Genomic DNA, 26892 nt, shown 5'->3' with positions numbered 1-26892 from the left:
GGATCGCGCAAACGCTGGCGCGCTTGCCGCAGGTCCACCGCGCTACTCAACCACCGAACTCGAGGGCTACCCTTGCCCCCATGAGCGATTCACTGCGCGTCGGCCCGGGCTTCTCGCTCGCCGACGTCGATCCGGCGTCCACCCCCGGCTTCGACGGCGGCAAGAAGGCCGGGGCACGCGCGCTCGCCGCGGGCGCCGACGAGCTCTCCGACCTGCAGGAACGGCTCTTCGCCGACAGCCTGTTCGGCGGCAGGCGGTCGGTGCTGCTCGTGCTCCAGGCCATGGACACCGCGGGCAAGGGCGGGATCGTGCGGCACGTCGTCGGAGCGGTCAACCCTCAGGGCGTGCGCGCGTTCGGGTTCAAATCGCCGACCGACGAGGAGAAGCGGCACGACTTCCTCTGGCGGGTGCGCAAGCAGCTGCCGCCGCCCGGCTACATCGGGGTTTTCGACCGGTCGCACTACGAAGACGTGCTGATCCACCGGGTACGCGGCTTTTCGACGCCGTCCCAGATCGAGGAACGCTACGGGCTTATCAACGACTTCGAGTCCGAGCTGGTGGCGAACGGCACCACGCTGGTCAAGGTCATGCTGCACATCAGCCGCGAGGAACAGAAGAAGCGCCTCACCGAACGGCTCGAGCGCCCCGAGAAGCACTGGAAGTACAACCCCGGCGACGTCGACGAACGCCTGCTCTGGCCCGCGTACCAGGAGGCGTATCAGATCGCCCTCGAGAGGACGTCGACCCCGGATGCCGCGTGGAGTGTCGTTCCCGCCGACCACAAGTGGTTCGCCCGACTGGCCGTGCAGCGCCTCCTGCTCGACGCGCTGCGCGGACTCGATCTCGGCTGGCCCGCCGCGGACTACGACGTGGAGGCGGAGAAGGCGCGGTTGGCCGCGAGCTAGCGGATTGAGCCTGTCGAAATCCAGTGACGGAGCGCGTCGGAGGATGTCGACATGCTCAATCCGCCCTGGCGTCTAGTTGAACGCCTCGACGATCGGCCGGAACTTCATCTTCGTCTCGGCCAGTTCGCGCGCCGCGACCGAGCCGTCGACGATGCCGCCGCCCGCGTACGCGGTGACGCGGCCGGTGGCCGACACGTGCGCCGAGCGCAGCGCCACGGCCCACTCGCCGTCGCCGTTCGCGCCCACCCAGCCGACCGGTCCGGCGTAGCGCCCGCGGTCGAAGGGCTCGAGTTCGTGGATCAGGTCGAGCGCGGCCTGCGTGGGCGCTCCCGCGACCGCGGCGGTGGGGTGCAGCGCGGCGATCAGGTCGAGCGACGTGGAGCCGTCGCTGAGGGTGCCGGCGACGTCGCTGGCGAGGTGCCAGAGGTTCGGGAGCTTGAGCGTGAACGGCTGGTCGCTCGTGGCGAGCGTCGAGCTGTGCGGAGCGAGCGCGGTGAGCACCGAGGTGAGCGCGTACTGGTGCTCGTCGAGGTCCTTGGTGCTCGTGGCGAGGGACACCGCCGCGTCGTGGTCGGCCTGAGCGTCGGCACCACGGCTGATCGTGCCGGCCAGCACGCGGGCGCTCACGGTTCCGGCATCCACGCGCACGAGGGTCTCCGGCGAACTGCCGATGAAGCCGTTGACCGCGAAGGTGAAGCAGTCGGGGTAGCCGAGCGAGAGGGACGCGAGCACGAGCCGCAGGTCGGCGCCCTCGGGGAGGTGCCCGACGAGGTCGCGGGCCAGAACGACCTTGCGTACGTCGCCCGCGTGGATGCGCTCGAGAGCCGTGTCGACCGCGGCGAGGAAGCTGTCGGCTGTCATCGACCCCGGCAGGAGGGAGATGCGGTATTCCGCGCCGAACGCGCGGGGCTGCGGCCGGGGTGCATCGGTGTTGACCCGGGTGATCCAACTGACGCCGTTGCGGCGCCCGACGATGACCGAGGGAACGATGAGCACGCTGGTCGCCGCCGAGTGTTCGGAGAATGCGAAGCTGCCGAGTGCGACGAGGCCGGTGCCGGGGATGCCGAGCGGGTCGACGATCGACGCGGCGGCGAGCAGTTCGCGCCAGGCCGCGGCGGCGTCGGTCATGCGCGTGGGGCCGGTGAACTCGAGACGGAGCGCCTCGCCGATGCCGGCGATGCCCTGGCCGCGGCGGATGAACAGCAGCGGATCGCGGGGGTCGAGGAGGGGAATCAGGGGACCGATGTCGTCGATCACCGCTGTTTCGACTGCCAGATGGGCAATGGATCCGGCAGGCGTACTCACATCCCCACAGTACCCCCGCCGTACCCTCAGACAGTGAAACCCGTATCTCAGTAGACTTGTGTGGTGACTAAAGCCGACATGCAGAAGCAGCCCGACGAGGTAGCTGACATGTTCGACGGCGTCGCGAAGCACTACGACCGGACGAACAACGTCCTGTCGGCGGGCAATGCCCCGATCTGGCGCTTCGCGACCGTGCGAGCAATCGACCCGCAACCCGGGGAGCGCATCCTCGATATCGCGGCCGGTACCGGCACGAGTTCCGTGGCTCTCACCAAGACCGGCGCCTCCGTCGTCGCGTTCGACTTCTCGCCCGGCATGATCGCCGAGGGTCGTCGTCGTCACCCCGATCTCGAGTTCGTGCAGGGCAACGCCGAACAGCTGCCGTTCGGCGACGACGAGTTCGACGTCGTCACGATCAGCTTCGGCCTGCGCAACATCAACGATCCCAAGGCGGCGCTCGCCGAGATGTACCGCGTGCTCAAGCCCGGCGGCCGTCTCGTCATCTGCGAATTCTCGAAGCCGCCGCGCGCTCTGCTGCGCGCCGGCTACAACGCGTACCTCAAGTACGTGATGCCCGTCGTCGCGGGAGCCACCAGCTCCAACACGGCGGCCTACGACTACCTCGAGGAATCCATCCGCGCGTGGCCCGACCAGGGCGAGCTGAGTCGGTGGATCCGCGGCGTCGGCTTCACCCGCGTGGCCTGGCGCAACCTCACGGCGGGCGTCGTGGCGCTGCACCGTGGCCGCAAGCCCGAAGACGCGGCCGTGCTCGCGTCGATTGCCAAGCGCACCACCCGCTCGATCCCCGTCCAGCCCCAGTAACTTCGCCGACATGGCAACTCTAGAAATGAGCAGGCAGTGAACGCGAGCGTTCCTTTGGCTCGTCGCAGGAACACCCTGAGCTCTTCGCTCGGCCTGGGCGAGAAGCTTTTCGCGTCGAGCGACGAGCGACGATTCGTCAGGGAGATCGAAGAGGGACTCGACGTCGTCGAGGAAGGCCTCCTGGTCGAGATGTCCTTCGCCGACGACATGGCGGATGTCACGAGCCGCTATCTGCTCGAAGCCGGCGGCAAGCGCGTCCGGCCGCTGCTGACTTTGCTCTCCGCCCAGCTCGGCGGCGGCAACGACGACCGGGTCTACTCTGCCGCGAAGGCGATCGAGATCACCCACCTCGCCTCGCTGTACCACGACGATGTGATGGACGAGTCGCAGATGCGCCGCGGCGTCCCCTCCGCCCAGGCGGTCTGGGGCAACTCGGTCGCGATCCTCACCGGCGACCTGCTCTTCGCGCGCGCGAGCAAGCTCGTCGCGTCACTCGGGGAACGCGTCATCCAGCTGCAGGCCGACACCTTCGAACGACTCTGCCTCGGCCAGCTGCACGAGACGATCGGCCCGCGAGAGGGCGAAGACGTCATCGCGCACTACCTGCAGGTGCTCGCGGACAAGACCGGCTCGCTCATCTCCGCCGCCGCCGAGATCGGCGTGATCGTCGCCGGCGCTCCCGAGGAGTACCGCATCCCCGTCGTCACCTTCGGCGAGAAGATCGGGGTCGCCTTCCAGCTCATCGACGACATCATCGACCTCGCGGGCGACGGCAGCGAGACCGGCAAGGTGCCCGGCACCGACCTGCGCGCCGGCGTCTCCACGCTGCCCCTGCTCTACCTGCGCGAGCTCGCCGAGACCGACGCAGATGCCGCCGCCCTGCTCGCGCGCATCGAGCGCGACGTGACGGCGATCTCCGAGGGCGAAATGACCGAGGCGGATGACGCGGACCTCACAGCCGCGATCGCCGAACTGCGAGCGCACGAGGTCACCGCCCGTACGCTCGCCGAGGCCCACCGCTGGGCGCGCGAGGCCGTCGCCGCGCTCGCCCCGCTGCCCGCGGGCCCCGTGAAGAAGTCCCTGACGCGCTTCGCCGACTCCGTGGTCGAGCGCTCCAACTAACACGTAACTCCGGTGGTTGAGTAGGCCGTCCACGGCCGTAGCGAAACCCCACAATCGAAAGAGACGAACATGACCAAACTGCGATTGGCCATCGTCGGAGCCGGACCCGCCGGCATCTACGCGGCTGACATCCTTCTCAAGGCGGAGAAGAGCTTCGACGTCTCGATCGACCTCTTCGAGCAGCTGCCCGCGCCCTACGGACTCGTGCGCTACGGCGTCGCCCCAGACCACCCGCGCATCAAGGGCATCATCAACGCGCTGCGCGACGTGCTCGACTCGGGCCAAATCCGTCTCTTCGGCAATGTGCTGTTCGGCCGCGACATCACCCTCGACGATCTGAAGAAGCACTACAACGCCGTGATCTTCTCCACCGGCTCGATCAAGGATGCCCCCCTCGTGGTTCCCGGCATCGACCTGCCGGGCAGCTACGGCGCCGCCGATTTCGTCTCCTGGTACGACGGACACCCCGACTTCCCCCGCGAGTGGCCGCTCGACGCGTCATCCGTCGCCGTCATCGGTAACGGCAACGTGGCACTCGACGTTGCGCGCATGCTCGCGAAGCACGCCGACGACCTGCTGTCGACCGAGATCCCCGAGAACGTGTACCAGGGCCTCAAGGCGTCGCCGGTGACCGACGTGCACGTGTTCGGGCGCCGCGGACCGGCCCAGGTGAAGTTCTCCCCGCTCGAGCTGCGCGAACTCGGCGAGCTCGAGGACGTCGACATGATCGTCTACGACGAGGACTTCGAGTACGACGAGGCGTCGAAGGCCGCGATCGCGAGCAACAAGCAGGTCTTCGTGATCGACAAGGTGCTGAACCAGTGGCGCGCCCGCGAGACCGGCAGCGCGTCGCGTCGCCTGCACCTGCACTTCCACGCGAAGCCGCTCGAGATCACCGGCACCTCGCACGTCGAGTCGATCAAGTTCGAGCGCACCGAGCCCGACGGCGAGGGTGGCACGCGTGGCACGGGCGAGATCCGCGAGATCCCGATCCAGGCGCTCTACCGCGCGGTGGGCTACTTCGGCTCGCCGCTCGAGGGAATCCCGTTCGACGAGAAGCGCGGCGTGATCCCGAACCGCGAGGGCCAGGTCATCGACGACAACGACGAGCAGGTGCACGGCGTCTACGCGACCGGCTGGATCAAGCGCGGCCCCGTCGGACTCATCGGCCACACCAAGAGCGACGCCATGGAGACGATCAAGCACGTCATGAACGACCAGGCCAACTGGTGGGCGCCCGCGCACCCCGAGGAGTCAGCGGTCGTCGAACTGCTCGAGAGCCGCGGCGTCGAGTTCACCAACCTCGACGGCTGGCACAACCTGGACCAGCACGAGCTCGCCCTCGGCGAGGCCGTCGGCCGCACGCGCATCAAGGTCGTCGACCGCGAAGAGATGGTGCGCGCCTCCAACGCGTAGCCGCTCCTGCCCGGGGCACGTAGCGCCGCGAAGTCGTGGCGCGGGTTCGGTGCGTGTGCGGCGCGGTGCTTGTGCGGCGCTGAGCGACGTCGCGGTCGCGGAGGTTTGGTGTGGGCGCGCGGCGTTTTGTGCCGGGCGCGGGTGTTCGTGCGGGCGCGTGCGCGATAAAACGCAGCGCGGCCCCTCGCCGGCCACTGTGCGGCTACGGGCGTCGGCGCGGCCCCGGTGCGGCGCACCGCCCGGTCGCGCGGTCAATTTTCGCCGCCGCGGTCGAATATTCGCGCGCGCAAGCGAAAAAACGCCGCGCGGCCGATGCGTGGGGCGCTGAGCGACGCCGTGTTCGCGGACGTCTCGCCGCTACTCCGGCCCGTGCGCGCCGGGAGGCCCCGTCGGGGAATGCCGGCGGTAGCGCGGCTCGTTCTGGTGGCGTGCACGCGCCGCGAGGACGACGGCGCCCGCGCTCGCGATCAGACACACCACGAGGCACCCGCTCACCGCCCACCAGGTGATCACCGCCCCGCTCATGGCGGCCGCGGCCGCGCTCGAATGGACGGCGACGGCGGCGGTGCTGATGATCACGGTGAGCCCCTGCGTGTTCGAGTTGCCACGGCGTTCCGTGGCGCTCGGCGGCCAGCAAGGTCCGGACCGGCCGCCGAGCTGACGGTAAGTTCAGGGCGCACGATCCGGGGATTGCACGCCGGGAATTGCATGGAGAATAACATTCGTTTTCTCCGCTGCGCAATGGATGCGGGGCGCGCCGTCGTGAGGCTGGACGGCTACTGCACGGCCGCCGTGAGCCGCGCGACGTTGTCGCGGATCAGGTCAGGTTGTGGCGCGTCACCACGACGGACGGGGCGAAACTGCCGAAGGTCGTCGAGACCGAGGTGGCTTCTTCGTCGCTCTGACCTCCGCCGAGCAGATTGCGCGCGAGCTGGGCTCCGGAGTCCAAGAGACTGTCGAGCGAAGAGGCAAGGTCGGCGTCCGTGACCTCGCGGCCCTGCTCGGCAGCGCTGAGCACCGCGCGACGCACGAGCTCTTTGGCGAATGAACCGGTCGTGCCGGGCGACCGGTCGGCGGCGGCGTCGAGGGCGGGTGCCGACAGGGGGAGCCCGCTCGCGTACCGGGCGAAAAGCCGTCTGCGCGATTCGTCGTCGGGCAACGGAACTTCGACGGCGAGGTCGATCCGGCCCGGCCGCTCGGCGAGGGCACGTTCGAGCACGTCCACGCGGTTCGTCGTGAGCAGGAAGGTCACGTCGGCGTCGCCGTCCAGTCCGTCGAGCGCGTCCAAAATCGAGAACAGCAGGGGGTCCGGCGATCCGTGCATACCGCGCTCGGCGGCAACGAGGTCGACGTCCTCGAGCACGACAATGGCGGGTTGCATCGCGCGGGCGAGCTCCGCGGCCTGGGTGACGAACTGGATGCTCGAACCGGTCAGCAGCACGGCTGTCGTCCCGGGCGTGAGCGCGAGCAGGTGCCGCACGGTCAGCGTCTTGCCCGTGCCGGGAGGCCCGTAGAGCAGCACGCCTCGTTTCAGATGCTGGCCCGCAGCGACGAGCCGGTCCCGGTGGTCGCCTATGCCGACGACGTGGCGCACGACGCTCTCCAGCACGCCGGGAGGAAGGATGACGTCGTCGGCGACAACGGTCGGCCGTGGCAGGAATGTCGCCCCCGCGCCCAGCTGGCCGTACTCGTTGCCGCTGAACGACAGGACCTGTCCGCGCAGCACGCTGAGCCGCAGCATTCGCTCGCCGAACTCGGCGAGGAAAGCGGTCGCCGCGTCGGGCGAGGGTGTGATGACCTCGAGGCTCGCGACATTGACACCGTGGTCGGGGCGGGCTCGGCGCTGCAGCACCACGATCGGGTGGCCTTCGAAGACGAGCGCGTAGAACCCGAACGCCATCACCCGGCGGGTGGATTCGGGACCGTCGGGGATCGAGATGTATTCGACTGGTCCGGGCGCAAACCGCACATACGGGTTGCTGATCAGCTCGGCGAGCTGGTTGTGGTCCCGCTGCTGTCCGCCCGTGATGCCGTGAGGCTCCGCATGCGATTCCGCCGCAAGGTCGGCGAGTGCCACGTCAGCGTCGACGAGCCGATGCGCGGCGACGGAGTGGCTGATGACGGGGAGTTCGCGCACGCTGGCACCGAGGAACTCCTCGACGAACTCGCCGAACGGGGTCAGCCTGTCGGTCCCGGACGGCCTCTCGTTGAGCATGTCCCGCAAGAACGTCTGGAACGTGTCGATGAATTCTGTCGTGCGTTCGTCCACGGTGGTCTCCTCCGGCTCGTCTTCCACGCTAGCCGTTCGAGTCGACGAATCGTCGGGAAACTTACTGCACGGCCGCCGTGAGCCGCGCGACGTTGTCGAGCACTGCCGCAGCCCTCGGCCGCTCCGTCCAGTCGTCGAGGAAGAGCTCGCGGCTGGTGTCGCGGTATTCCTGCTCGACCTTGCGCAGGTCGTCGACGAATGTCTTTCCGTGCACCATGACCGAGATCTCGAGGTTGAGGCTGAACGAGCGCATGTCCATGTTGCTCGAGCCGATCACCGCGACCTCGTCGTCGATCGTGAAGAACTTCGAGTGCAGCACGGTCGGCGCCTTGTAGAGCCAGATGCGAACGCCGGCGCGCAGCAGCTCCTCGTAGTAGCTGCGCTGGGCGTGGTAGACCACGGGCTGGTCGCCGATCTCGGAGACGAAGAGCTGCACGTCGATGCCGCTCTGCGCCGCGGTGGTGATGGCATAGAGCATCGACTCGTCGGGCACGAAGTACGGGGAGGTGATGATGATGCGTTCCTGCGCCAGGTAGAGCAGGGAGTTGAACAGGCGCAGGTTGTTCTCGCCGTCGAAGCCCGGACCGCTGGGCACGACCTGCGCGTCGAGCGAGTTCTGCACGCGCGGGCGCGGCACCGTGCTGGCCTCGCGCATGAGCAGCTCGTTGGTCTCGGTGTACCAGTCCGTGATGAACAGCGCGTTGACGCCGGCGACGATGGGGCCCTCGAAACGCACCATGAGGTCTTTCCAGTGCAGGCCCCGCCGCAGGTTGCCCTTCTTGTTGTAGCTCGAGTCGACGACGTTCTGCGACCCGGTGAACGCGACGTTGCCGTCGAGCACGAGGATCTTGCGGTGGTTGCGCAGGTCGGGACGCTGCCACTTGCCGCGCCACGGCTGCACGGGCAGCATCAGTGACCACTGCACCCCGGCTTTGCGCAGACGGCGCTTGGTGCGGCGGTAGCCGACGGCGCGCACCCCGGCGACGTGGTCGAGCAGCACGCGCACGGTCACGCCGCGCTTCACTGCCGCCTCGAGGGCGTCGAAGAACGGCGCGGTGGTCTTGTCGAGCGCGAGGATGTAGAACTCCGCGTGCACCCACTTGGTCGCGTTGTTGATCGCCTCGGTCATCGCGACGAGGGTCTCGTCGTAGGTGCCGTAGAGCTTCGCCTGGTTGCCGCCGACGAGGGGCATCGCGCCGAGGTGGCGGTTGAGCTCGACGACCGGGTCGAGCCACGGGTGGTCGTGCTTGACCTCTTCGATGCCCTCGGTGGTCTCCGTGATGAACGAGTTGACCTCGGCCTGCTTCGCCCGGCGGGACTTCGGCAGGCGACGGCTGCCGAGCAGCAGGAACAGCGTCACGCCGATGTACGGAGGGAGGAAGAAGATGGCGAGCAGCCACGCCGTCGCGGTCTGCGGGCGACGGTTGCGGGGCACGTAGATGAGGCACGTCAGCCGAATGAGAAAGTCGACGACCGCCGCGACGATGACGAGCGTCGGGCCCCAGGAAGCTACATCCATTTCTCTCGAAGTCTATCGATCGCGGGGGTGCTCGGCACACGCCCGTCCGGGAGGTTTTCGCGCCGTTAAATGACGATCGCGCCCGAACATTCGGGCGCGATCGTCACACGGGGGGCGCGAACCTGTCGCGGGCGGTTCTAGCGGAAGTTGACGAACTGCAGGGCGACGTCGAGGTCCTTGCCCTTGAGCAGCGCCATGACGGCCTGCAGGTCGTCGCGGCTCTTGGAGGTGACGCGCAGCTCGTCGCCCTGGATCTGCGATTTGACGCCCTTGGGCCCCTCGTCGCGGATGATCTTCGAGACCTTCTTCGCGTCTTCGGAGGAGATGCCGTTCTTGAGCGACACCTCGATGCGGTACTCCTTGCCGCTCGCGTAGGGCTCGCCGGTGTCGAGGCTGCGCAGGGGGATGCCGCGCTTGATGAACTTGGCCTCGAGTACCTCGAGTACCGCCTTCACGCGGTCTTCGGCGCTGGCCTTGAGCAGCAGTTTCTCGCCGCTCCAGTCGATGGACGCGCCGACGCCCTTGAAGTCGTAGCGCTGGGCTACTTCTTTCTGGGCCTGGTTGACGGCGTTGTCCGCCTCCATTTTGTCGACCTTGCTGACGATGTCGAATGTGGGGTCTGCCATGCGGCAATTCTACGCGGTCGCGGTTTTTTCTGAATTGCGGATGTCGGAGGGCTCCCATACCCGCGTGGTAAAACGGGGCATGCCCGATCGACGCCGTCCCTGGATCATCGCGGGGGCCTCCGTCGCTGTACTCGCCGTGGCCGCCGCCGCCTGGCTCGCTCTCTCGCCGCTCGTCCCCGCCGTCACCACCGAGGAGGCCCTGCCCGCGCCGACGTGGGCCGCGCCGGCCGCACCTCCCGTGACGGCGGCCGCGCCATCCGCCCCGGGTATCGCCTCTCTGGCCGACCCCGTCTGGCTGTCCCAGACCGCGGAGAGCACGGGCATCCCGGAGCGCGCGCTCGCCGCCTACGCCGGTGTCGCGATCGACAAGGCGCTGCAGATGCCGACCTGCGGGCTCAGTTGGAACACGCTGGCCGCGATCGGCTACGCGGAGAGCCGCCACGGCACCCACGCGGGCTCGTCGGTGCAGGCCGACGGCACCGTGAGCCCCGGCATCTTCGGCATCGCGCTCGACGGGGCGTCGACGGCGCACATCCCCGACAGCGACCAGGGAGCGATCGACGGCGACGCGGAGTACGACCGCGCGGTCGGGCCGATGCAGCTGATCCCGCAGACGTGGAACAACTGGCACGTCGACGCCAACGCCGACGGTGCGGGGGACCCGCAGAACATCGACGACGCGACGATGGCGAGCGCGAACTACCTGTGCCGGGCGAGCGGCGACATGGCGAGCGAGGACGGCTGGTCGGCGGGCATCACCGCGTACAACTCCGACCCCGACTACATCGTGACGATCGCAGAGGCGGGCAGCCGCTACCGCTCCGAAGCCGAGTAGCGCGGGCGGGCGGTACTCGACCGCACGATGAGCTCGAAGTGCAGCGGCGTGTTCGCCGCCGCGACGTGGCGGCCGGGGTGCAGTTCCTCCATCAAGAGCTCCACCGCCATCCGGCCCTGGGCCGCCGGGAACTGCGCGACCGTGCTCAGGCCGAAGAAGCCGGCCAGTTCGTGGTCGTCGATGCCCATCACCGAGACGTCGCCGGGTACGGCCAAGCCGAGATCGCGCGCCGCCAGAATGGTGCCGATGGCCATTTCGTCGGATGCCGCGAAGACCGCCGTCGGGCGCTTGCGCGGGTTGCCCAGCAGCTGTTTCGCGGCGCGGTAGCCGCCGGGCACGCTGAAGTCGGCGGCGGCGAAGAGTTCCGGGTCGATAGGGATGCCCACTGCCTCGAGCGCCGCCTCGTAGCCGACGCGGCGGTTGGTGGGCAGGTGGAAGTCGAGTTCGACCGAGGTGTCGCCGCCGATGTGCGCGATCGAGGTGTGGCCGAGCGACAGCAGGTGTTCGGTGGCGAGCCGTGCGACCTTCACGTCGTCGATGCTGAGGGTGCGCACGCCGGGCAGCGGGCCGCCGATGCCGACGATCGGCTTGTTCATCTCGAACAGGCTGGCCAGCTCGCTCGCGGTGAGTTCGAGGGAGATGGCGATGACGGCGTCCACCCGTTTGCGCAGCAGGAAGTGCTCGAAGACGCTGCGCCGCTCGTCGCCCCCGCCGCTGAGGTTGTACAGGGTGAGGTCGTAGCCGTGGCTGAGCAGGGCCTGCTCGGCGCCCTCGATCACCGAGCTGTAGTACCAGCGGGTGAGGAACGGGATGACGACGCCGACGTTTTTCGTTCTGCCGGTGGCGAGGCCCGAGGCGTTGGAGGAAACGACGTACCCCAGTTCGAGTGCCGCGGCTTTGACGCGGGACTGGGTGGCGAGCGAAACGTGGCCGTTACCGCTGAGAGCCCGGGAAACCGTGGCCGTGGAGACGCCCGCGAGCACGGCGACTTCGTTGATTCCCGTCACTCGCGGCACCTCCTTTGGCACAGCGATACTATCGGGGCGCGTGCCCGGGATCCGTGGTTTTGGGCGGTGTGATTTTGACGAGGCAAAAGTAACGCTATTCTTGTTCAGCGCCTTCGGTCAGATGATTACATGTGGACGAAGCGCCCTGGCGAGTTACCCAAGCGGCCAAAGGGATCTGACTGTAAATCAGACTGCATCGCATTCGGGGGTTCGAATCCCTCACTCGCCACCAGGAAGTCGGACTGGAACAGAGAAGCCCCGCCTCGTGCGGGGCTTTTTCGTGCGCCGGGGTTTCGCGCGGCGGGCTGTGCACGCCGGGGGTGCGCGATGAGATTTGTCGCGCACGCGCCTGTTCGTGCCGCCGCGTGCGCGACGAAGCGCAGCGCGCGCGACAACGCTGAGCGTCGCAGGGGGCCTCGGGCGCGCAGGCCGGGCCCGGGGCCTTTCTAGCGCGGCGAGGGGGCCGCGGCGGGCGCGAGCGCACGGCGCGCGGCTACGCGTGCGCGCGGTGGTACCGCGACACCCCCGGCAGCGAAACGCCCAGGGCGGATGCCGCGTGCCTGGCCCAGTACGGATTGCGGAGCATCTCGCGCCCCAGCATCACCGCGTCGGCGGAGCCCTCGGCGACGATCGACGCCGCGTGCTCGGGGCTCGTGATGAGGCCGACCGCCGAGGTGGGGAGCCCCGACAGCCGGCGCACGGTCGCCGCGCCGGGTACCTGGTAGCCGGGGGTCGCCGCGTACTCGGCACCGGCCACGAGGCCGCCCGAGGAGCAGTCGATCAGGTCAACGCCGAGCTCGCCGAGGCGGGTGGCGAGGGACGCGGAGTCCTCGGCGGTCAGCCCGCCGGGCGCCACGTCGTCCACCGAGAGTCGCACGATGAGCGGCTTGCCCTGCGGCCAATTGGCGCGCACCGCGGCGACGGTCTCGAGCAGCAGCCGCTCGCGCGAGGCCCAGTCGTCGTCGCGGGTGTTGGTGACCGGCGAGAGCAGTTCGTGCAGCAGGTACCCGTGCGCGCCGTGCAACTCGATCGCGTCGAAGCCGGCCTCGTCCGCGCGGCGGGCGGCGGCACCGAAGGCCGCGACCGTGGCGGCGAGGTCGTCGGCGGTGGCCTTCGCGGGGGCGTCGTAGCGTCCGAACGCCTCGCCGGTAGCGCCGACCGTGGTCCAGCCACCGAGGTCCGCGGGCACCGACGAGTTCGCGAATTCGTCGCCCGGCAGGCCGCGGAACTTGCCGCCCTTGCGACCGGCGTGGGCCAGCTGGACCGCGATCGCGGAACCCGCCAGATGAACGGCATCCGTCACCGTCTTCCACGGCGCGACGTGGTCGTCGCCCCAGAGTCCGGCATCCTCGGGCGTGACGCGCCCCTCGGGTAGCACCGCGGTGGCTTCGGTCACGATGAGCCCCGCGCCGCCGAGCGCGAACTGGCCGTAGTGCGCGACGTGCCAGGCGCCGACGACGCCCGGTTCGCCCTCGCAGGCGTACATGCACATCGGTGATACCCAGACGCGGTTGGCGACGGTGAGGTCGCGCAGCCGGAGGGAGTCGAAGAGAGAGGTCACAGTTCCACCATCGATTTTCCGCGCCCCCGGTAGAGGGCGACGAGGTTGGTCACGAGCATGAGGCCGCCGAGCCCGCCGATGACGACGCCGAGGGTGCGGATGCCGCCCTCCGCCTCGCCGACGCCGACGACGTGCGCGACGATCACCGCGGAGAGCACGGCGCCGAAGTACTGCGAGGTGCGGTAGATGCCGCTCGCGCTGCCGGCGTTGGCGCCGGGGACGCTCGAGTGCAGGATGAGCTGGTTGCCGAGGTTGTTGAAGCCGTTCGGGATGCCGAGCAGGACGCTGATCACCACGAGCAGCCAGATCGGCGAATCGGTGCTCGTCACCAGCGCGAGCAGCGCGCCGGCCACCACCATCGCGGTCGTGCCGAACACGAGCAGCAGGCGCGGTTTGAGCCGCCTGCCGAGCCGGGTGGCCAGGATGGTCGACGCGACCCCGACTCCGAAGACCGGCAGCATCAGCAGGCCCGTGGCCGCGGCATCCAGCCCTCTCGAGGCTTCGAGCCACTGGGGCAGTCCGTAGAAGATGCAGTAGAAAGAAATGAAGGTCAGGATGGCGCGGGCGCAGGTCAGCGCGAACTGGCGGTGGGTCAGCATCAGCCGCACGTCGATGAATGGGCTCGGGGTGCGCAGCTCGCGCAGCACGAACAGGGCGGCGACGGGAACGAACGCGGCGAACAGCAGCCACTGCGGGTCGCCCTCGAGCGAGAGCAGCCCGAGCATGAGCAGCACGACGGTGGCGACGAAGAGCCCCATGCCGAGCGGGTCGATCGAGCGGATGCCGGCGAGGACGCCGGAGCGCTTGCGCGCCTCGTCGGCGGGCACCTGGGTGAGCACCCAGATCGCCGACGCGATCACGAGCGGCACGTTGACCCAGAAGATGCCCTCCCAGCCCCAGATGACGACCACGAGGCCGCCGATCGTCGGGCCGAGGGCGGCGCTGGTCTGGCCGCAGATCGCGATGATGCCGATGGCGCCCGTGGCCGTCTGCTCGCGTTTCGCGGCCTGCTGGCGGATGATCGCCATCGCCGCCGGGAAGTGCATCGACGCGCCGAGACCGAGCACGATGCGGTCGACCACGAGCCACTCGACGCTCGGCACGAACGGGCCGGCGACGGAGGCGAGCAGCACGACCGCGAGCCCGATCAGGTAGATGCGGCGGGGGCCGAACAGGTCCGACAGGCGCCCGGCGGCCGGGGAGCCGACCGCGGAGGCGATGTACAGGCCGCTGACGATCCACGGGATCGCGGCCGAGGTGCCGAAGTGCAGGGCGATCGGGATGAGCGCGACGGCGACGATCGCCGAGTTCAGGCCCTGCAGGATGGTGCCGGTGCCGAGCGCCAGACTGAAGCGCGCGGGCAGGGGGAGGCGGGCCGGGGTGTCGGCGGCCGGGGGATTGCGGGTGGTCATCGCTACAGTGCCGCGACCTGTCCCGGGGTCACGAGGATCACGTCGGGGTGGGCCGCCAGCTTCTGCAGGGTGCGTTCCGCGACATCCGCGAAGCAGGCCTGGCCGAGCACCCAGCCGAACCAGCTGAGTCCGAGGAAGCGTGCGCCGACGATATCCGCGTCGGCGACCAGCTGCTCGATCGTCTCGTCGAGCAGGCGCTCGTAGTCGGGGAAGGCAAGGCTGCGGGTGTAGAGCGAGAACATGTCCTCCGTCTCGAGGCCGAAGGGCACGGCGGTGAGACCGGTGGCCGCGCCGTCGAGGGCGACGGGGCGCTCGTCGACGGGCCAGTCGCCGAACCAGTCGAAGCCGGCCCCGCGCAGCAGCTCCGGCGTGCGCAGGCTGTTCGCGCGCTCGGGCGAGAACCAGCCCGTGGCGGTGCGGCCGGTCGCGGCTTCGACGGAGGAGCGGGCCTCGGTGATGTACTCGCGTTCCTGCTCCGCGGTCATGGCCTCGTCGATGACGATGTTCGCCGCGCTGCCGCGCACCACGATCTCCTGCGCGCGCTCGGCGACGAGGTCGGCGAGCCCCGGCATGGTGCGCACGCCGAACGAGTCGAGCGCGACGGCGACCGGAACCCCGGCCTTCTCGGCGATGCCGAGCAGGCGCCAGATGCCGACGGTGAGTCCGAAGTCCCACTGCGAGAGACGGGCGAGCTGCCCGTGCTTCGGCTCGGAGGTGTCGCGGCCGACGCCGCCCTGCATCGTGATCGGCTTGAACGATCCCGCGGGTGGCACGTCCTGATAGCTCGGGGCGTGCAGCAGCACGCTCACCGCGAGCTTCTTGCCGTCGGGCAGGGCCCACGGAGCGCGATGCGTGTCGAACGTGCGCGGCAGGCCGGGAGCGAAGACGGTGGCGTCGTCGGGGTGCTGGATGAGGGTCATGCGGAAGCCTCCCGTGCCGCGGCGATGACCTCGGCGTGCGCCAACTGCTCGTCGTAGCTGTTCTCGAGGTAGTGGTCTGAGATGTCTCCGGCGGTGGTGACCCAGAGACGGTCGTCGCTGCGCAGGTAGTCGAAGATCTCCTCGATGTAGCGCTGCATGTAGGGCTGGCCGGTGACGAACGGGTGTGTGGCGATGCACGCCACCCGGCCTTGGCCGTCCTCGTCGGCGTCGCGCAGCAGCCGGTCGATCTGCGCCTTCGCCATGGCGACGAAGTAGCTGCCGGGGTAGTGCTTGGCGAGCAGCAGCGGCACGTCGTTGAGCATGTACGAGTAGGGGATCGAGACGAGCTTGCCCGCGCCCTCAGTGCGGATCGGCCGCGGCTGCTCGTCGTGGATCCAGTCCGCGTGGTAGGTCATGCCGTGCTTGACCATGAGGTCGCTCGTGTTGTCGGTGCCGGAGATCTTCGGGCCGAGCATGCCCTTGATGCGCTTTCCCCCGTAGTAGGTCTCCGACAGTTTTTGCGAGAGCTCGTAGAAGCGGTCTTCGTCGTCGTAGGGCATGTCGTAGAGCGGGCGCAGGTTGGAGATGCCGTGGCTCATGATCTCCCAGTCGCGCTCGGCCATGGCGTCGCGTACCTCGGGGATCTCCTCGAGCACCGAGAGGCTGAGCGACACCGTCGACGGGATCTCGTACTTGTCGACGGCGCGCAGCAGGCGCCAGAAGGCGGTGCGGTTGCCGTTGTCGCGGTGCATGTAGTGCTGGGGGTCGGGATAGCGCGTGCGGCCCTGCGGGCTGCCGCCGCCCGGGGCGACGTAGTCGTAGTGCTCGACGTTCGGCGCGTGCCAGACCGCGACCGTCTTGCCCTCGGGCCAGGTGACGAGGGGGCGCGTGGGCATCGCCTCGTAGACCAGGCGGTCGTTGTTCTGGATCGTCACAGGGAGACTCCGGCACCGTCCAGGGCGCGTTCGGTCTGGAGGGCGGCGAAGCGGTCGAGCATCCACGACTTGGAGACGACGTCGCCGAAGCGGTCCTGCATGTCCCAGAGCGAGACCTCGCCCGAGAGGGTGCGGAAGTCGTCGCTGCACTCCTCGACGACGCTGATGCGGAAGTTGCGGTACGCCGCGTCGACGACGGTGGCGCGCACGCAGCCGCTCGTCGACGTGCCGGTCATCACGACCTCGTCGACGCCGAGCTCGTGCAGCAGGTCTTCGAGGCGCGTCTTGTAGAAACCGCTCGCCACCGTCTTCTCGACGATGTGGTCGCCGGGCTGCGCGGGCACGGCGCTGGAGATCTCTGTCCACGGGTTGCCGCGGCCGCAGCGCTCGGTGAGGCTCGAGCGCACGCGCTGCGCGAGCATGCGGTCGTCGAGCGAGTCGAGGATCATCACGAGGTAGATCACGGGCACACCGGCGGCGCGGGCCGCGACGAGCAGCTCGTTGGTGTGCTCGAGCGCGATCGCGGTCGACGGGCCGATGTTCTCGTGCTCGGTGAACGCCCGCTGGAAGTCGACGACGACGACGGCCGGAGTCGTACCGGGCCCGACCTTGGTGCGGGCCGCACGTAGCTCGCGGATCTTGGCGACTTCGGTGTTCCAGTCGATGCTCATGCGGGTGTTCTCCTTCATGGTGGGTGTTCAGTGCGAGCGGAGCAGGGCGAACTGGTCGCCCGCCCGCCCGGCGTGGGGCAGCGCCGCGACGACGGCGACGACGGTGGAAGCGGCGGGGGAGGTGACGCCGACGAGGGCGTCGTCGAGCAGCGCCGCGTGGGCGGCACGGTCGAACGGGGTGAAGTCGGCATCGCCGGCGGGGTGCGGCACCTCGGTGACGACCGAGCTGCCGTCACGGAGCGTCACGGTGACGCGGGCCGGCCGGTGGGTGGCGCTCGCCGGGGCGATACCGCCGTCGGTGACAGTGATCATGGCTGCCGTGTCGAGCAGGATGCCGCGGGCCGACGGTGCGGAACGGGAGTGTGCCACGTCGCCGTGCACCAGTGCGCTGGCGACGGCGAACGGCACGGAGAAGTAGGCGCCGTGGCGGGTCGTCCAGTCGGTCGCGTCGAGGGCGGCACCCGCGGCGGTCGTCGAGACCTCGACCGCGACGATGTCGGCGGGGGTCGCGCCGGCGGCGGCGATGCGCTCGCGGGCGAGCAGCGCGGCGTCTGCCGGGGCGTGCGTGTAGGCACAGGAGGAGTGGCGCTTGAAGTAGCCGTGCTCGATCAGAGTCTCGGTGCCGAGGCCGGCGACGAGGAGTCGCGGGTCGACGGTACCGAGCGAGCCGCCGAAGCCGGGGAGGGTTCCCCGTACTGTCTCGCCGGGACGGGCGGCGGCGAAGCGCGCGGCGGCGATTCCCGCGACGTTGCCGGCTCCGACCCACTGGTCGCGGACACTGCTGCCCACGAGCACCGGTCCCCAGCTGGTCGACGGCGGCATGGCGCAGGCCGCGTCGATCGCGGAGGAGATGCCCGCGGCATCCAACCCCAGAAGCCGGGCGCAGCCCGCGGCGGCCCCGGGAACGCCGAAGGTGCCGTGCGTGTGCACGCCGGTGGCGAAGTCGGTGGCGCGGCCGAACCGGGCCGCGACCTCGTAGGCGACGGCCAGTGCGGCGAGGGTGTCGGGGCCGGAGCTGCCGAGGCGTTCGGCCAGGGCCAGCACGGCGAAGAAGCTCTGCGAGGCGGGGTGGCCCTTGGTCAGCCGGTTGCCCTCGTCGCGTTCCATCGCGACGGAGGCCACGCCGTTGAGCCACGCGGCCGTCTCGACGGTGGCCGTTCCGCCGCCGAGGAGGGTCGCCGATCCCGGTTCCGGATCCCACGCGGCGACGAGTGCGGCGTGCTCCTCGGTCGCCGCACCTCCGGCCGCGACGGCGAGCAGGTTCGCCAGCACGTCGTCCAGTGCGGTGCGGGCGCTCTCGCCGAGCTCGGACAGCTCGAACGCGTGTGCCCAGCGGCCGAGTCCGGCCAGAGCGGCGGCGTGCTCGAGAGCGTCGCTCTCGGAGATGGGATCGACGAACACCGGTCAGACTCCGAGGTACGCCGACTGCACGCGCTCGTCGGCGGCGAGCTCGGTGCCGGTGCCCTCGAGAACGACGGAGCCGGATTCCATGACGTAGGCGCGGTCGGCGAGCTCGAGTACCTGGCCGGCGTTCTGCTCGACGAGGAGGATGCTGACCCCGCGCTCGCGGATGGCGTTGATCGCGTGGAACACCTCCCAGGTGAGCTTCGGCGAAAGACCGGTCGACGGCTCGTCGAGCATCAGCAGGCGCGGGGCACCCATGAGCGCGCGGGCGATGGCGAGCATCTGCTGCTGGCCGCCCGACATCGTCTCGGCGAGCTGGCTGCGGCGTTCGCGCAGGATCGGGAACAGGTCGAGGATCTCCTCTTCGCTGAAGCCGACGCGGTCGCGCTTGCCCCAGGTACCCATCTGCAGGTTCTCTTCGACGGTGAGCGAGCCGAAGAGCGCGCGGTGCTCGGGCACCAGCATGAGGCCGGCGCGGGCGAGGTCGAACGAGCGCCCCGTGACGACCGGCTTGCCGTCGAACACGACCGAACCGCCGAAGCGCTTCACCTCGCCGACGATGGTCTTGAGGGTCGTCGACTTGCCGGCGCCGTTGGCACCCACGATGGCGACGATCTCGCCGGGGGCGACGGTGAGCGAGAGCTCGTGCACGATCTCGAGACCGTGGTAGCCGCTGCGCACATCGGTGACTTCAAGCATTGGTGTACTCCTTGCCCAGGTAGGCCTCGATCACGAGGGGGTCGGCGAGCACCGTGTCGACCTGGCCGCTGGCCAGCACGGCACCCTGGTCCATCATCACGACGCTGTCGCTGAGGCGGCGCACGGCCGCCATGATGTGCTCGATGAAGATCATCGTCACGCCCTCGTCGGCGCGCAGCGTCTCGAGCAGCTCCAGCACGGGCAGGCGCTCGGCGGGCACGAGCCCGGCCAGCACCTCGTCGAGCAGCAGCACGCGCGGCCGCATCGCGAGGGCGCGTGCGAGCTCGAGACGCTTCTGCACCGCGGCGGGCAGCTGGCCGGACTCGCTCTCGGCCCACTCGGCGAGCCCGGTCTTGCCGATCGCGACGGCCGCTTCGGCTCGCGCCGCCCGGTCGCTCTTCGCGCCGTGGCTGAGGGCGGCGATCGTGACGTTCTCGAAGACCGTCATGGTGTGGAACGGGCGCATCAACTGGAAGGTACGCACCATCCCGAGCTTGGCCAGTTTGTGGCTGGCGACGCCGGTGACGTCCTTACCGTCGAGGGTGACGGTTCCGGAGTCGGGCGGGAAGGCACCCATGATGCAGTTGAACAGCGTGGTCTTGCCCGCGCCGTTGGCTCCGATGATGCCGAGGATCGTGCCCTCGTCGACGCTGATGTCGACCTCGCGCAGGGCCTTGAGCCCGCGGAAGGACTTGCTGAAGTTGCGTACCTCGAGAAGGCTCATTTCTTCTTCACCTTGTTCCAGATGGTGCCGTAGATGCCCTTGGGCAGCAGGATGACGAACGCGATCAGGATCACCGCGTAGAGGAGCAGGTCGAGCCCGCCGTGCCCGGCGAGGAACGACAGCTGCTCGGGCGGGTTGCGCAGGAACCCGGCGACGACGTCGGAGAGGGGCGCCATGATGATCGCGCCGACGAGCGGGCCCCAGATGGTGCCGGCGCCGCCGACGACCGTGGTGATGATCGCGTTGTTCGAGACATGGGCTCCGAAGGCCAGGTCGGGGTCGATGAACATGTAGAACTGCAGGTACAGCACGCCGGCCGAGGCGGTGATCGCGGCCGAGATCGCGACGGCGGTGAGCTTGTAGCGAAGGACGTTGATACCGAGAGCGGATGCCGCCATCTCGTTGTCGCGCGCCGCCAGCGTGAAGCGGCCGGTGCGGCTGCGCAAGAAGACGATGCTCGTGAGCAGCGCGATACCGACCATGACGAGGCCGATCCAGAAGTACAGCGGCGAACCGGCGTCGAACTGGAACATCGCGAAGGACGACTCGGGCAGTACCGGCACGGTGAAGCCGACGGTGCGGTGAAGCGCGTCGTTGCCGCTGACGAACAGCCGCAGCATCTCGGCGAAGGCAAAGGTCGACATCGCGTAGTACGCGCCCTCGAGCTTGTAGCGGAAGGCGAGGTAGCTGATGCCGACTGCCGCGATGACCGCGACCACCATGCCGACGACGAGGCCGATCCACGGGCTGACGCCGAACTCGACGAGCATGAAGCCCGCCGTGTAGGAGCCGATGCCGAAGTAGGCGGCGTGACCGAAGCTGAACATGCCGCCGAAGCCGCTCATGATGTTCCAGCCGATGCCCATGAGGGCGAACACCAGGACGCGGACGGCGATCGCCATCTCGGCCGCGGGCAGGATGAACGGGAGCGCGGCACCGGCGATCAGGATGACGGTGAGGATGACGTACTCGTAGGGGAACGGCCGCCGCGGGGCGAGCGTGAGGAAGGGGGTGGCGAGGTCCGCGTCCGGGGCCTGCTTGCTGGTCCTTGTGGGGGTGGTGACGCTCACGATGCCCTCCCGAATACGCCCTTGGGCTTGACGAACAGAACGATGAGGAAGACCACGAACACCGCGAGGAGCGGTGACTGGCCGGGGAATATGAGGGCGCCGAGCTGCTCGGTGAGCCCGACGACGAGGCCGCCCACGAGCGCGCCGGGCACGTTGCCCATGCCGCCGAGCACGACCACGACGAAGGCGGTGAGGTTGAAGATCGCGCCGGCCGTGGGCTGGATCGTGGAGAACGGGGCGATCAGGGTGCCCGCCGCTCCCGCCGCCGCCGCGCCGATCGCGAAGGTGAGGATGTAGATGCCCTTGATGTTGATGCCGACGAGGCGCGCGCCCTCCGGATTGGCGGCGACGGCGCGGATGGCGGTTCCGATCGCCGTGCGCTTGAGCAGAAGCCAGAGGGCCGCGACGAGCACGAGCGATCCGATGAACGCGTAGATGCGCGACAACTCGACCGTGGCGCCGAGGACCGGCACTCCGGTGTTGCCCGGCAGCTGCACCGACAGCGGGTTGGGGCCGAAGACCAGCAGCAGCAGGTTCTCGATGGCCAGGGCGAGGCCGATCGTGATGAGCAGCTGCGTGTGGATCGGCGCCCGCATGACGGGGTTGAGCAGCACGGCCTGCACGAGCGCCCCGAGGCCCATCATCACCGGGATGGTGATGACGAGCGCGAGGTACGGGTGCACTCCGAAGATCGACACGACCTCGTAGGTGAGGTAGAGCGAGAGCGCCACCATCGCGCCATTGGCGAAGTTGATGATGTGCAGAACACCGTAGATCAGGGTGAGGCCCATGGCGATGAGGCTGTAGATCCCGCCGGTGAGCACGCCGGTGACGAGGGCCTGGGTGAGCACTGTCGTGCTCCCCGAGACGATGCCCGCCGCGACGGCGACGATCGTGAGGATCACGACGGTGACGACGAGCGTCTTGGTCATCTCCCTGCTCAAGCGGATGCGGCGGCGCGCGACGGGGGGAGCTTCGAGCTCCGCCCGTGGTTGCGTGTTCGTCGTCATGGGCCTCTCCTGATCTGTCGGTGTTCGGTACTGCTGGTTGCGCTGGCTAGTTGACGGGCGCGGGGTAGAGGAAGTCGCTCTCCGCGCGGTCGTCCGGGTAGACCTGCTTGATCGCGCCATCCTGGACCTGCATGACCACGATCGAGGCGTTGGTGTTCTCGCCGTCCTCGTCGAAGGACACGGGGCCGTTGCTCACGACGAGCGGCTCGTAGCTGCTGTCGGCGATCGCGTCGCGCAGGTCGGTGGTGTCGACGGTTCCCGACTCCTCGAGGGCCGCGGCGATCACCATGACCGCGTCGTAGGAGAGCACGGCGCCGGTGCGGATCGGCTCGCCGAACTCGGCCTCGTACTTGTCGGCCAGCTCGACGGCGGCGTCGTTGGTGACGTCCCAGTGGTAGTTGGCGTCGAAGTAGCCCTCGCCGCCGTTCGGGGCGTCGGTGACGAACTGCGGCTGGTCGTAGGCGCCGTTGGCGACACCGAAGACGGCGTCGAGGTCGGGCTTGATCGTGTCGACCGCCTGCGACACGAGCAGGCTGTCGCGGTAGTAGCCGGCGACGGCGAGCACGTCGGCACCGGACGCCGCGACCTGCTGCACCTGCGTCGTCATGTCGCTGACGCTCGCGGCGTCGTAGCTGATGACGGGGTCGACGGTCACGCCGGCCTCCTCGGCGGCGGCCTGGAACGACTTGAGCGTCGCCTGGCCGAAGTTGCCCTGCTCGTAGAGGAAGGCCACCTTCTCGACGGGCTCGTCGGACGCCTCGCCCATGGCGATGAGCGCCTCGGCGCCCTGCGTACCCATGAGGGTCGCGTTGGGCTGCAGGCGGAAGGAGTAGGTGTAGCCCTGGTCGAGGATCTCGTCGAGGCTGGAGATGTCCATCACGAACGGCACCTTGCTGCGCTCGGCGACGGCGGCGACGTTGGCGCTGGTAGCGCTCTGGTAGGTGCCGATGAGTGCGACGGCACCCTCCTGGATGAGGCGGGTCGCCTCGCTCTGGCCGACTTCGGGCTTGCCCTGGGTGTCGGCGGAGGAGAGCACGAGCTTCGCGCCGCCGAGCGACTCGATGCCGCCCGCCTCGTTGATCGCGTCGACGGCGTACTGTGCGCCGCGCGCCATCTGCTGGCCGTCGGCGGCGCTGGAGCCGCTCTCGGGGTGAAGCGAACCGATGACGACCTCGTCGACGGTGACGCCCGCCTCGGTGGACTCGGTCGACGTGCTCATGGCTGAACCCGCACACGCGGTGAGGGAAATAGACGCGATCGCGAGTCCCGCGATTGCTGCGTACCTGGTGCCTCTTATCAACGCTGCTCCTCTGATGTGTTCCGCTGAATGGAACGGTTCTCCTGGTGCCTTCTTGGCTTACAGACGAAAGTAGCCACCGAAAACGCGCCCACCGTTGCCCCAGTGTTAACTCCGTGTTTCAAAAATTGGCAAGCTGGACAAATCGTTCCGAAGAGTGGAACAATTTGAGCAATTCAGCCGATCGATGATTGCGACTCAGGAGTTGCCCGTGAACGCTCTCGCCACCCCCACGCCTGCCTCGACCACCGAGCGGGTCGCACGGGTGCTGCTGTGCTTCACCGGCGATGCGCCCTGGCTCGGGGTGAGCGAGATCTCCCGGGAGCTAGGGCTGGGCAAAGCGGTCGTGCACCGCATCCTGCAGACGCTCGTCGAAACGGCGATGCTCGTCTACCAGCCCGACAAGCGCACCTACGGCCTGGGCCCCGCCGCGATCGCGCTCGGCCGCCGGGCCACCGCGAACAGCGATGTGCGCACGGCGGCGATGCCCGCGCTCTCCTGGCTGGCCAGCGTCACCGGCGAGACGAGCATCCTCTGCTCGCGCGTCGGCTACCGGCGCGTCTACGTCGCCCAGGTGGAGAGCGCGCAGCCGATCCGCGTGACCATCGGCGTCGGCGACAGTCACCCGCTCACGGGCGGTGCGAGCGGCAACGCCATCCTCGCCTTTATGCCGGAGAAGGACATCGACCTCGCCCTCACGGTGCCCCTGCTGCAGTACACCTCGACGACCGTCGTCGACCCCGGGGAGATCCGCGAGCGGCTGGCGCTCGTGCGCGAGCGCGGCTGGGCGACGACGTCGGGGGAGCGGGTGCCGCTGTCGCGGAGCATCGCCGTGCCGGTGTTCGGGCTCGACCCCGAACCGGCCGGGGCGCTGAGCGTCGCCGTGCTGGCCTCGCGCGAGGTCGGCACCGACGAGCAGCTCGCGCAGCTCGTGGTGCAGGCCGGCAAGCAGGCGTCGACGGCGCTGCGGGCGCTGCAGCGCGGCTGACGGCGGCCCCTGCTACCCGGGTACCGTGGAGTCATGGCCCACGACGAACTCCTCGCGCTCGCCCGCGCCACCGCAGTGACCGCCGGCGAGCTCGCGCACCGCCGTCGCATCGAGGGCGTCGAGATCGCCGACCACAAGTCGAGCCCGGTCGACGTCGTCACGATGGCCGACCGCGAGACCGAACTGCTGATCCGGTCCCTGATCGCCGACGTGCGACCCGACGACGGGTTCCTCGGCGAGGAGGGCGGCGCGGGACGGGGCGCGAGCGGCCTCACCTGGGTCGTCGACCCGATCGACGGCACCGTCAACTACCTGTACGGAATCCCGCACTGGGCCGTCAGCATCGCGGTGGTGGAGGGCGATCCCGACCCGCTCACCTGGCGCGCGCTCGCCGGCTGCGTCACCAATCCGGTGACCGGCGAGATCTATACAGCGACGGAGGCCGGGGGTGCGTTCTCGGCAAATCAGCAGCTTAAAGTTCCCGATTTTCACTCACTCGAGCAGGCCCTCGTCGGCACCGGTTTCTCGTACGACTCCGCGGAGCGTGCGAGGCAGGGCGAGGTGGTCGCCGGACTGCTCCCGTTGGTGCGCGACATCCGCCGGTTCGGGGCGGCCTCTCTCGACCTCTGTGCCGTGGCAACGGGCCGTCTGAACGGGTATTTCGAGCGCGGCCTCAAGCCGTGGGATCACGCCGCCGCGGCGCTCGTCGCCCGCGAGGCCGGAGCCGTCGTGACCGGTCTCGACGGCGCCCCCGCGAGCGCCGATTTCGCGCTCGCCGCGGCACCGGGACTCGCCGATCCGCTCCAGCGCGTCCTCCGAGAACTGCGGGTCTGACGTGGTACAGGTGGCCGATTCATGCGTTTGCAGCTAATGTTTATCTATCCGTTACCTTTTAGGCCTCGCGCCTGCCGTGTAACCAGCCCGAGAAATATCGCCGTCCTCACCCCGGATGGCAGCTTTTTAGAGGAGAAACCCGCATGACTCTACGTGTAGACGTTGTTGTGCGCGCTGTACCCACTCGTCGCTCGGAGGCATTCGCCTCGTGACGAATGAAACATCCGCTCCCCTGACGCGGCGCCAGTTGCGCGAAATGGAAGCGAACGGCCGGTTCGCGCCGCCGGTTCCCACCCCCGCGCCGTCCGTTTCCGCACCCGCCGTTCCCATCGCCTCCGAAGCCGCCGTTCCCGTCGAACCGTCGAAGCCGACCGAAGCCAACTTATTCGCCGCACTCCCGCTCGCGGTCGAGGCGTCGATCACCGAACTCCCCGTCGAGAAAACCTCCGCGGACGATCTGGCCGCTCCGACCCTGCACGTCGAGGCATCGGTCGACGACGACGCCGTGGCACCCGCCCCCGTCGACGACCCGTTCCTCGCCTCGCTGTTCGCGGCGCCCGAGCAGACCGTGCACCCCGAGGCCATCCCGATGGTCGACGGCCCCGTGCGCGGCAGCAGCTGGGTGAAGCGCCCCAAGCTCCGTCGAGCGAAGGCCGAGCGCCCCGCCGTCGTGCGGGTCAAGAAACGCAGTTCCAAGTCGAGGGCGGATGTCGCGGCCAAGGTCCGACGCAAATCCCGACCGGCATCCACTCTTCTGTCGATCGGCGCCATGCTCTTCTCGGGCGCACTGCTCGTCGGTACGACCGTTCCGGCCAATGCGTTTATGACGTTCGCCGCCGAAGACGTGAACGGCACGACCGTCATCATGGCCGACGCGGGCGAGGCGCAGAAGGTCGCCGTCTCCGCGGACACGTCGATCGGCTCACTGGCCCGCGACGCCTTCGAGGTCACCAGCTACGCCGAGGTGCTCACGGCCAAGTACGGCACGCGCATCTACAGCTTCACGCCGACAGCCGGAGACATCCGCTGGCCGTTCCCGTACGCCACGCCGATCAGCTCGGGCTACGGCGACCGTGTCGCACCGTGCCGCGGCTGTTCCAGCCATCACAACGGTGTCGACTTCACCCCGGGTTCCGGCACGCCGATCTACGCGATCGCCGACGGCGTCATCACCGAGTCCAAGTTCGGCGGCAGCTTCGGCCAGCACGTCTACATGTCGCACGTGATCGACGGCAAGCAGGTCGACAGCATCTACGGCCACATGATCCAGGGCTCGAGCCCGGTCGTGGAGGGTCAGACCGTCAAGGTCGGCGACTTCCTCGGATTGGTCGGCTCGACCGGAGCGTCCACCGGCGCCCACCTGCATCTCGAGGTGCACCTCGACGGCGTGGCCGTCGACCCGTTCGCCTGGCTGCAGGCGAACGCCCGCTAGCCATCGCCACGGGCTCGATCCGCGTGGCTGGGTTTCGACACGGCCGCGGGCGGCCAACTCGACCGCCGGGATCCCGACGGGCTCAATCCGCGTGAGCGAGTGTGCGGCG

Annotated in this window: 25 protein-coding genes and 1 tRNA gene; 9 read left to right on the top strand and 17 right to left on the bottom strand. The window is 69.1% G+C overall.

What is annotated here, in order from left to right:
- Nucleotides 1–80: 80 nt before the first annotated feature.
- Complete coding sequence (locus HD599_RS14685) at nucleotides 81–905, top strand: polyphosphate kinase 2 family protein (protein ID WP_184238870.1); 825 nt, start codon at nucleotides 81–83, stop codon at nucleotides 903–905.
- A 72-nt stretch (nucleotides 906–977) separates the two neighbouring features.
- Here HD599_RS14685 and HD599_RS14680 read toward each other — a convergent pair whose 3' ends face one another.
- Nucleotides 978–2210, bottom strand: coding sequence for an isochorismate synthase (locus HD599_RS14680; protein ID WP_343062097.1), 1233 nt, complete (start codon nucleotides 2208–2210; stop codon nucleotides 978–980).
- A gap of 63 nt (nucleotides 2211–2273) precedes the next feature.
- Here HD599_RS14680 and ubiE point away from each other — a divergent pair, with 63 nt between their 5' ends.
- The 3 genes from ubiE to HD599_RS14665 all read left to right on the top strand — a co-directional run bounded on the left by ubiE (nucleotide 2274) and on the right by HD599_RS14665 (nucleotide 5570).
- On the top strand, nucleotides 2274–3032 hold the full coding sequence (ubiE, locus tag HD599_RS14675) for a bifunctional demethylmenaquinone methyltransferase/2-methoxy-6-polyprenyl-1,4-benzoquinol methylase UbiE (RefSeq protein WP_425489164.1): 759 nt from the start codon (nucleotides 2274–2276) through the stop codon (nucleotides 3030–3032).
- Nucleotides 3033–3068: 36 nt separating this feature from the next.
- Nucleotides 3069–4154, top strand: coding sequence for a polyprenyl synthetase family protein (locus HD599_RS14670; protein WP_184238867.1), 1086 nt, complete (start codon nucleotides 3069–3071; stop codon nucleotides 4152–4154).
- A gap of 69 nt (nucleotides 4155–4223) precedes the next feature.
- Complete coding sequence (locus HD599_RS14665) at nucleotides 4224–5570, top strand: FAD-dependent oxidoreductase (protein WP_184238865.1); 1347 nt, start codon at nucleotides 4224–4226, stop codon at nucleotides 5568–5570.
- A gap of 357 nt (nucleotides 5571–5927) precedes the next feature.
- Here the strand turns inward: HD599_RS14665 and HD599_RS14660 are convergent, their stop codons facing one another.
- The 4 genes from HD599_RS14660 to HD599_RS14645 form a co-directional block, all read right to left on the bottom strand.
- Nucleotides 5928–6149 (bottom strand): hypothetical protein, encoded by a 222-nt coding sequence (locus tag HD599_RS14660; protein WP_184238863.1) that lies wholly within the window; start codon nucleotides 6147–6149, stop codon nucleotides 5928–5930.
- Between the two features lie 238 nt (nucleotides 6150–6387).
- Entirely contained in the window at nucleotides 6388–7866 is a 1479-nt protein-coding gene (locus HD599_RS14655) for an AAA family ATPase (RefSeq protein WP_343062096.1), read from the bottom strand.
- A gap of 34 nt (nucleotides 7867–7900) precedes the next feature.
- Nucleotides 7901–9358: a cardiolipin synthase gene (gene cls, locus HD599_RS14650; protein ID WP_184238861.1), complete on the bottom strand. Its 1458-nt coding sequence runs from the start codon at nucleotides 9356–9358 to the stop codon at nucleotides 7901–7903.
- A gap of 137 nt (nucleotides 9359–9495) precedes the next feature.
- Nucleotides 9496–9984, bottom strand: a complete 489-nt coding sequence (locus HD599_RS14645; protein ID WP_184238858.1) for a YajQ family cyclic di-GMP-binding protein — start codon at nucleotides 9982–9984, stop codon at nucleotides 9496–9498.
- A 79-nt stretch (nucleotides 9985–10063) separates the two neighbouring features.
- On the opposite strand from HD599_RS14645, the gene HD599_RS14640 reads away from it, so the two are divergent.
- Nucleotides 10064–10819 carry a lytic transglycosylase domain-containing protein gene (locus tag HD599_RS14640; RefSeq protein WP_184238856.1) on the top strand — a complete coding sequence of 252 codons (756 nt, stop codon included), beginning with the start codon at nucleotides 10064–10066 and terminating at the stop codon, nucleotides 10817–10819.
- Here the strand turns inward: HD599_RS14640 and HD599_RS14635 are convergent.
- Entirely contained in the window at nucleotides 10798–11826 is a 1029-nt protein-coding gene (locus HD599_RS14635; protein WP_184238854.1) for a substrate-binding domain-containing protein, read from the bottom strand. The genes HD599_RS14640 and HD599_RS14635 overlap by 22 nt on opposite strands.
- 147 nt (nucleotides 11827–11973) lie before the next feature.
- Here HD599_RS14635 and HD599_RS14630 point away from each other — a divergent pair.
- A tRNA-Tyr gene (locus HD599_RS14630) sits at nucleotides 11974–12058 on the top strand.
- A gap of 261 nt (nucleotides 12059–12319) precedes the next feature.
- Here HD599_RS14630 and HD599_RS14625 read toward each other — a convergent pair.
- The 11 genes from HD599_RS14625 to HD599_RS14575 are packed head-to-tail and all read right to left on the bottom strand — an operon-like array spanning nucleotide 12320 to nucleotide 23451.
- Complete coding sequence (locus HD599_RS14625) at nucleotides 12320–13387, bottom strand: oxidoreductase (protein ID WP_184238852.1); 1068 nt, start codon at nucleotides 13385–13387, stop codon at nucleotides 12320–12322.
- Nucleotides 13384–14799: an MFS transporter gene (locus HD599_RS14620; protein WP_184238850.1), complete on the bottom strand. Its 1416-nt coding sequence runs from the start codon at nucleotides 14797–14799 to the stop codon at nucleotides 13384–13386. Before HD599_RS14620 ends, HD599_RS14625 begins: the two co-directional genes overlap by 4 nt.
- Nucleotides 14800–14801: 2 nt before the next feature.
- Nucleotides 14802–15719 (bottom strand): polysaccharide deacetylase family protein, encoded by a 918-nt coding sequence (locus tag HD599_RS14615; protein WP_184238848.1) that lies wholly within the window; start codon nucleotides 15717–15719, stop codon nucleotides 14802–14804.
- A complete protein-coding gene (locus HD599_RS14610; RefSeq protein WP_184238846.1) occupies nucleotides 15716–16654 on the bottom strand; it encodes a polysaccharide deacetylase family protein in 939 nt (312 codons plus the stop codon). The genes HD599_RS14615 and HD599_RS14610 overlap by 4 nt, the downstream gene beginning before the upstream one ends.
- Complete coding sequence (locus HD599_RS14605; RefSeq protein WP_184238844.1) at nucleotides 16651–17343, bottom strand: cysteine hydrolase family protein; 693 nt, start codon at nucleotides 17341–17343, stop codon at nucleotides 16651–16653. Before HD599_RS14605 ends, HD599_RS14610 begins: the two co-directional genes overlap by 4 nt.
- A 9-nt stretch (nucleotides 17344–17352) precedes the next feature.
- Entirely contained in the window at nucleotides 17353–18726 is a 1374-nt protein-coding gene (locus tag HD599_RS14600; protein WP_184238842.1) for an MmgE/PrpD family protein, read from the bottom strand.
- 3 nt (nucleotides 18727–18729) lie between these two features.
- Nucleotides 18730–19428, bottom strand: a complete 699-nt coding sequence (locus tag HD599_RS14595; RefSeq protein ID WP_184238839.1) for an ABC transporter ATP-binding protein — start codon at nucleotides 19426–19428, stop codon at nucleotides 18730–18732.
- Nucleotides 19421–20152 (bottom strand): ABC transporter ATP-binding protein, encoded by a 732-nt coding sequence (locus HD599_RS14590; RefSeq protein WP_184238837.1) that lies wholly within the window; start codon nucleotides 20150–20152, stop codon nucleotides 19421–19423. The genes HD599_RS14595 and HD599_RS14590 overlap by 8 nt, the downstream gene beginning before the upstream one ends.
- Nucleotides 20149–21222, bottom strand: a complete 1074-nt coding sequence (locus tag HD599_RS14585) for an ABC transporter permease subunit (protein ID WP_221420522.1) — start codon at nucleotides 21220–21222, stop codon at nucleotides 20149–20151. Before HD599_RS14585 ends, HD599_RS14590 begins: the two co-directional genes overlap by 4 nt.
- Nucleotides 21219–22232: a branched-chain amino acid ABC transporter permease gene (locus tag HD599_RS14580; RefSeq protein ID WP_221420521.1), complete on the bottom strand. Its 1014-nt coding sequence runs from the start codon at nucleotides 22230–22232 to the stop codon at nucleotides 21219–21221. The genes HD599_RS14585 and HD599_RS14580 overlap by 4 nt, the downstream gene beginning before the upstream one ends.
- A gap of 46 nt (nucleotides 22233–22278) precedes the next feature.
- Complete coding sequence (locus HD599_RS14575; RefSeq protein WP_184238835.1) at nucleotides 22279–23451, bottom strand: ABC transporter substrate-binding protein; 1173 nt, start codon at nucleotides 23449–23451, stop codon at nucleotides 22279–22281.
- A gap of 289 nt (nucleotides 23452–23740) precedes the next feature.
- On the opposite strand from HD599_RS14575, the gene HD599_RS14570 reads away from it, so the two are divergent.
- The 3 genes from HD599_RS14570 to HD599_RS18365 all read left to right on the top strand — a co-directional run bounded on the left by HD599_RS14570 (nucleotide 23741) and on the right by HD599_RS18365 (nucleotide 26783).
- The gene (locus tag HD599_RS14570; protein ID WP_184238833.1) at nucleotides 23741–24517 is read left to right on the top strand and encodes an IclR family transcriptional regulator domain-containing protein; all 777 of its coding nucleotides are present in this window, start codon (nucleotides 23741–23743) and stop codon (nucleotides 24515–24517) included.
- Nucleotides 24518–24550: 33 nt separating this feature from the next.
- Nucleotides 24551–25351 carry an inositol monophosphatase family protein gene (locus HD599_RS14565; protein WP_184238831.1) on the top strand — a complete coding sequence of 267 codons (801 nt, stop codon included), beginning with the start codon at nucleotides 24551–24553 and terminating at the stop codon, nucleotides 25349–25351.
- 208 nt (nucleotides 25352–25559) lie between these two features.
- Complete coding sequence (locus HD599_RS18365; RefSeq protein WP_184238829.1) at nucleotides 25560–26783, top strand: peptidoglycan DD-metalloendopeptidase family protein; 1224 nt, start codon at nucleotides 25560–25562, stop codon at nucleotides 26781–26783.
- Nucleotides 26784–26892: the final 109 nt, after the last annotated feature.

Origin of the sequence: Conyzicola lurida (genome assembly GCF_014204935.1) — a bacterium.
In the GTDB taxonomy this organism is placed as follows: Bacteria; Actinomycetota; Actinomycetes; order Actinomycetales; family Microbacteriaceae; genus Conyzicola; species Conyzicola lurida.
Note: the sequence above shows the minus strand (reverse complement) of the source record. Positions and strands in the feature narration are given on the sequence as shown.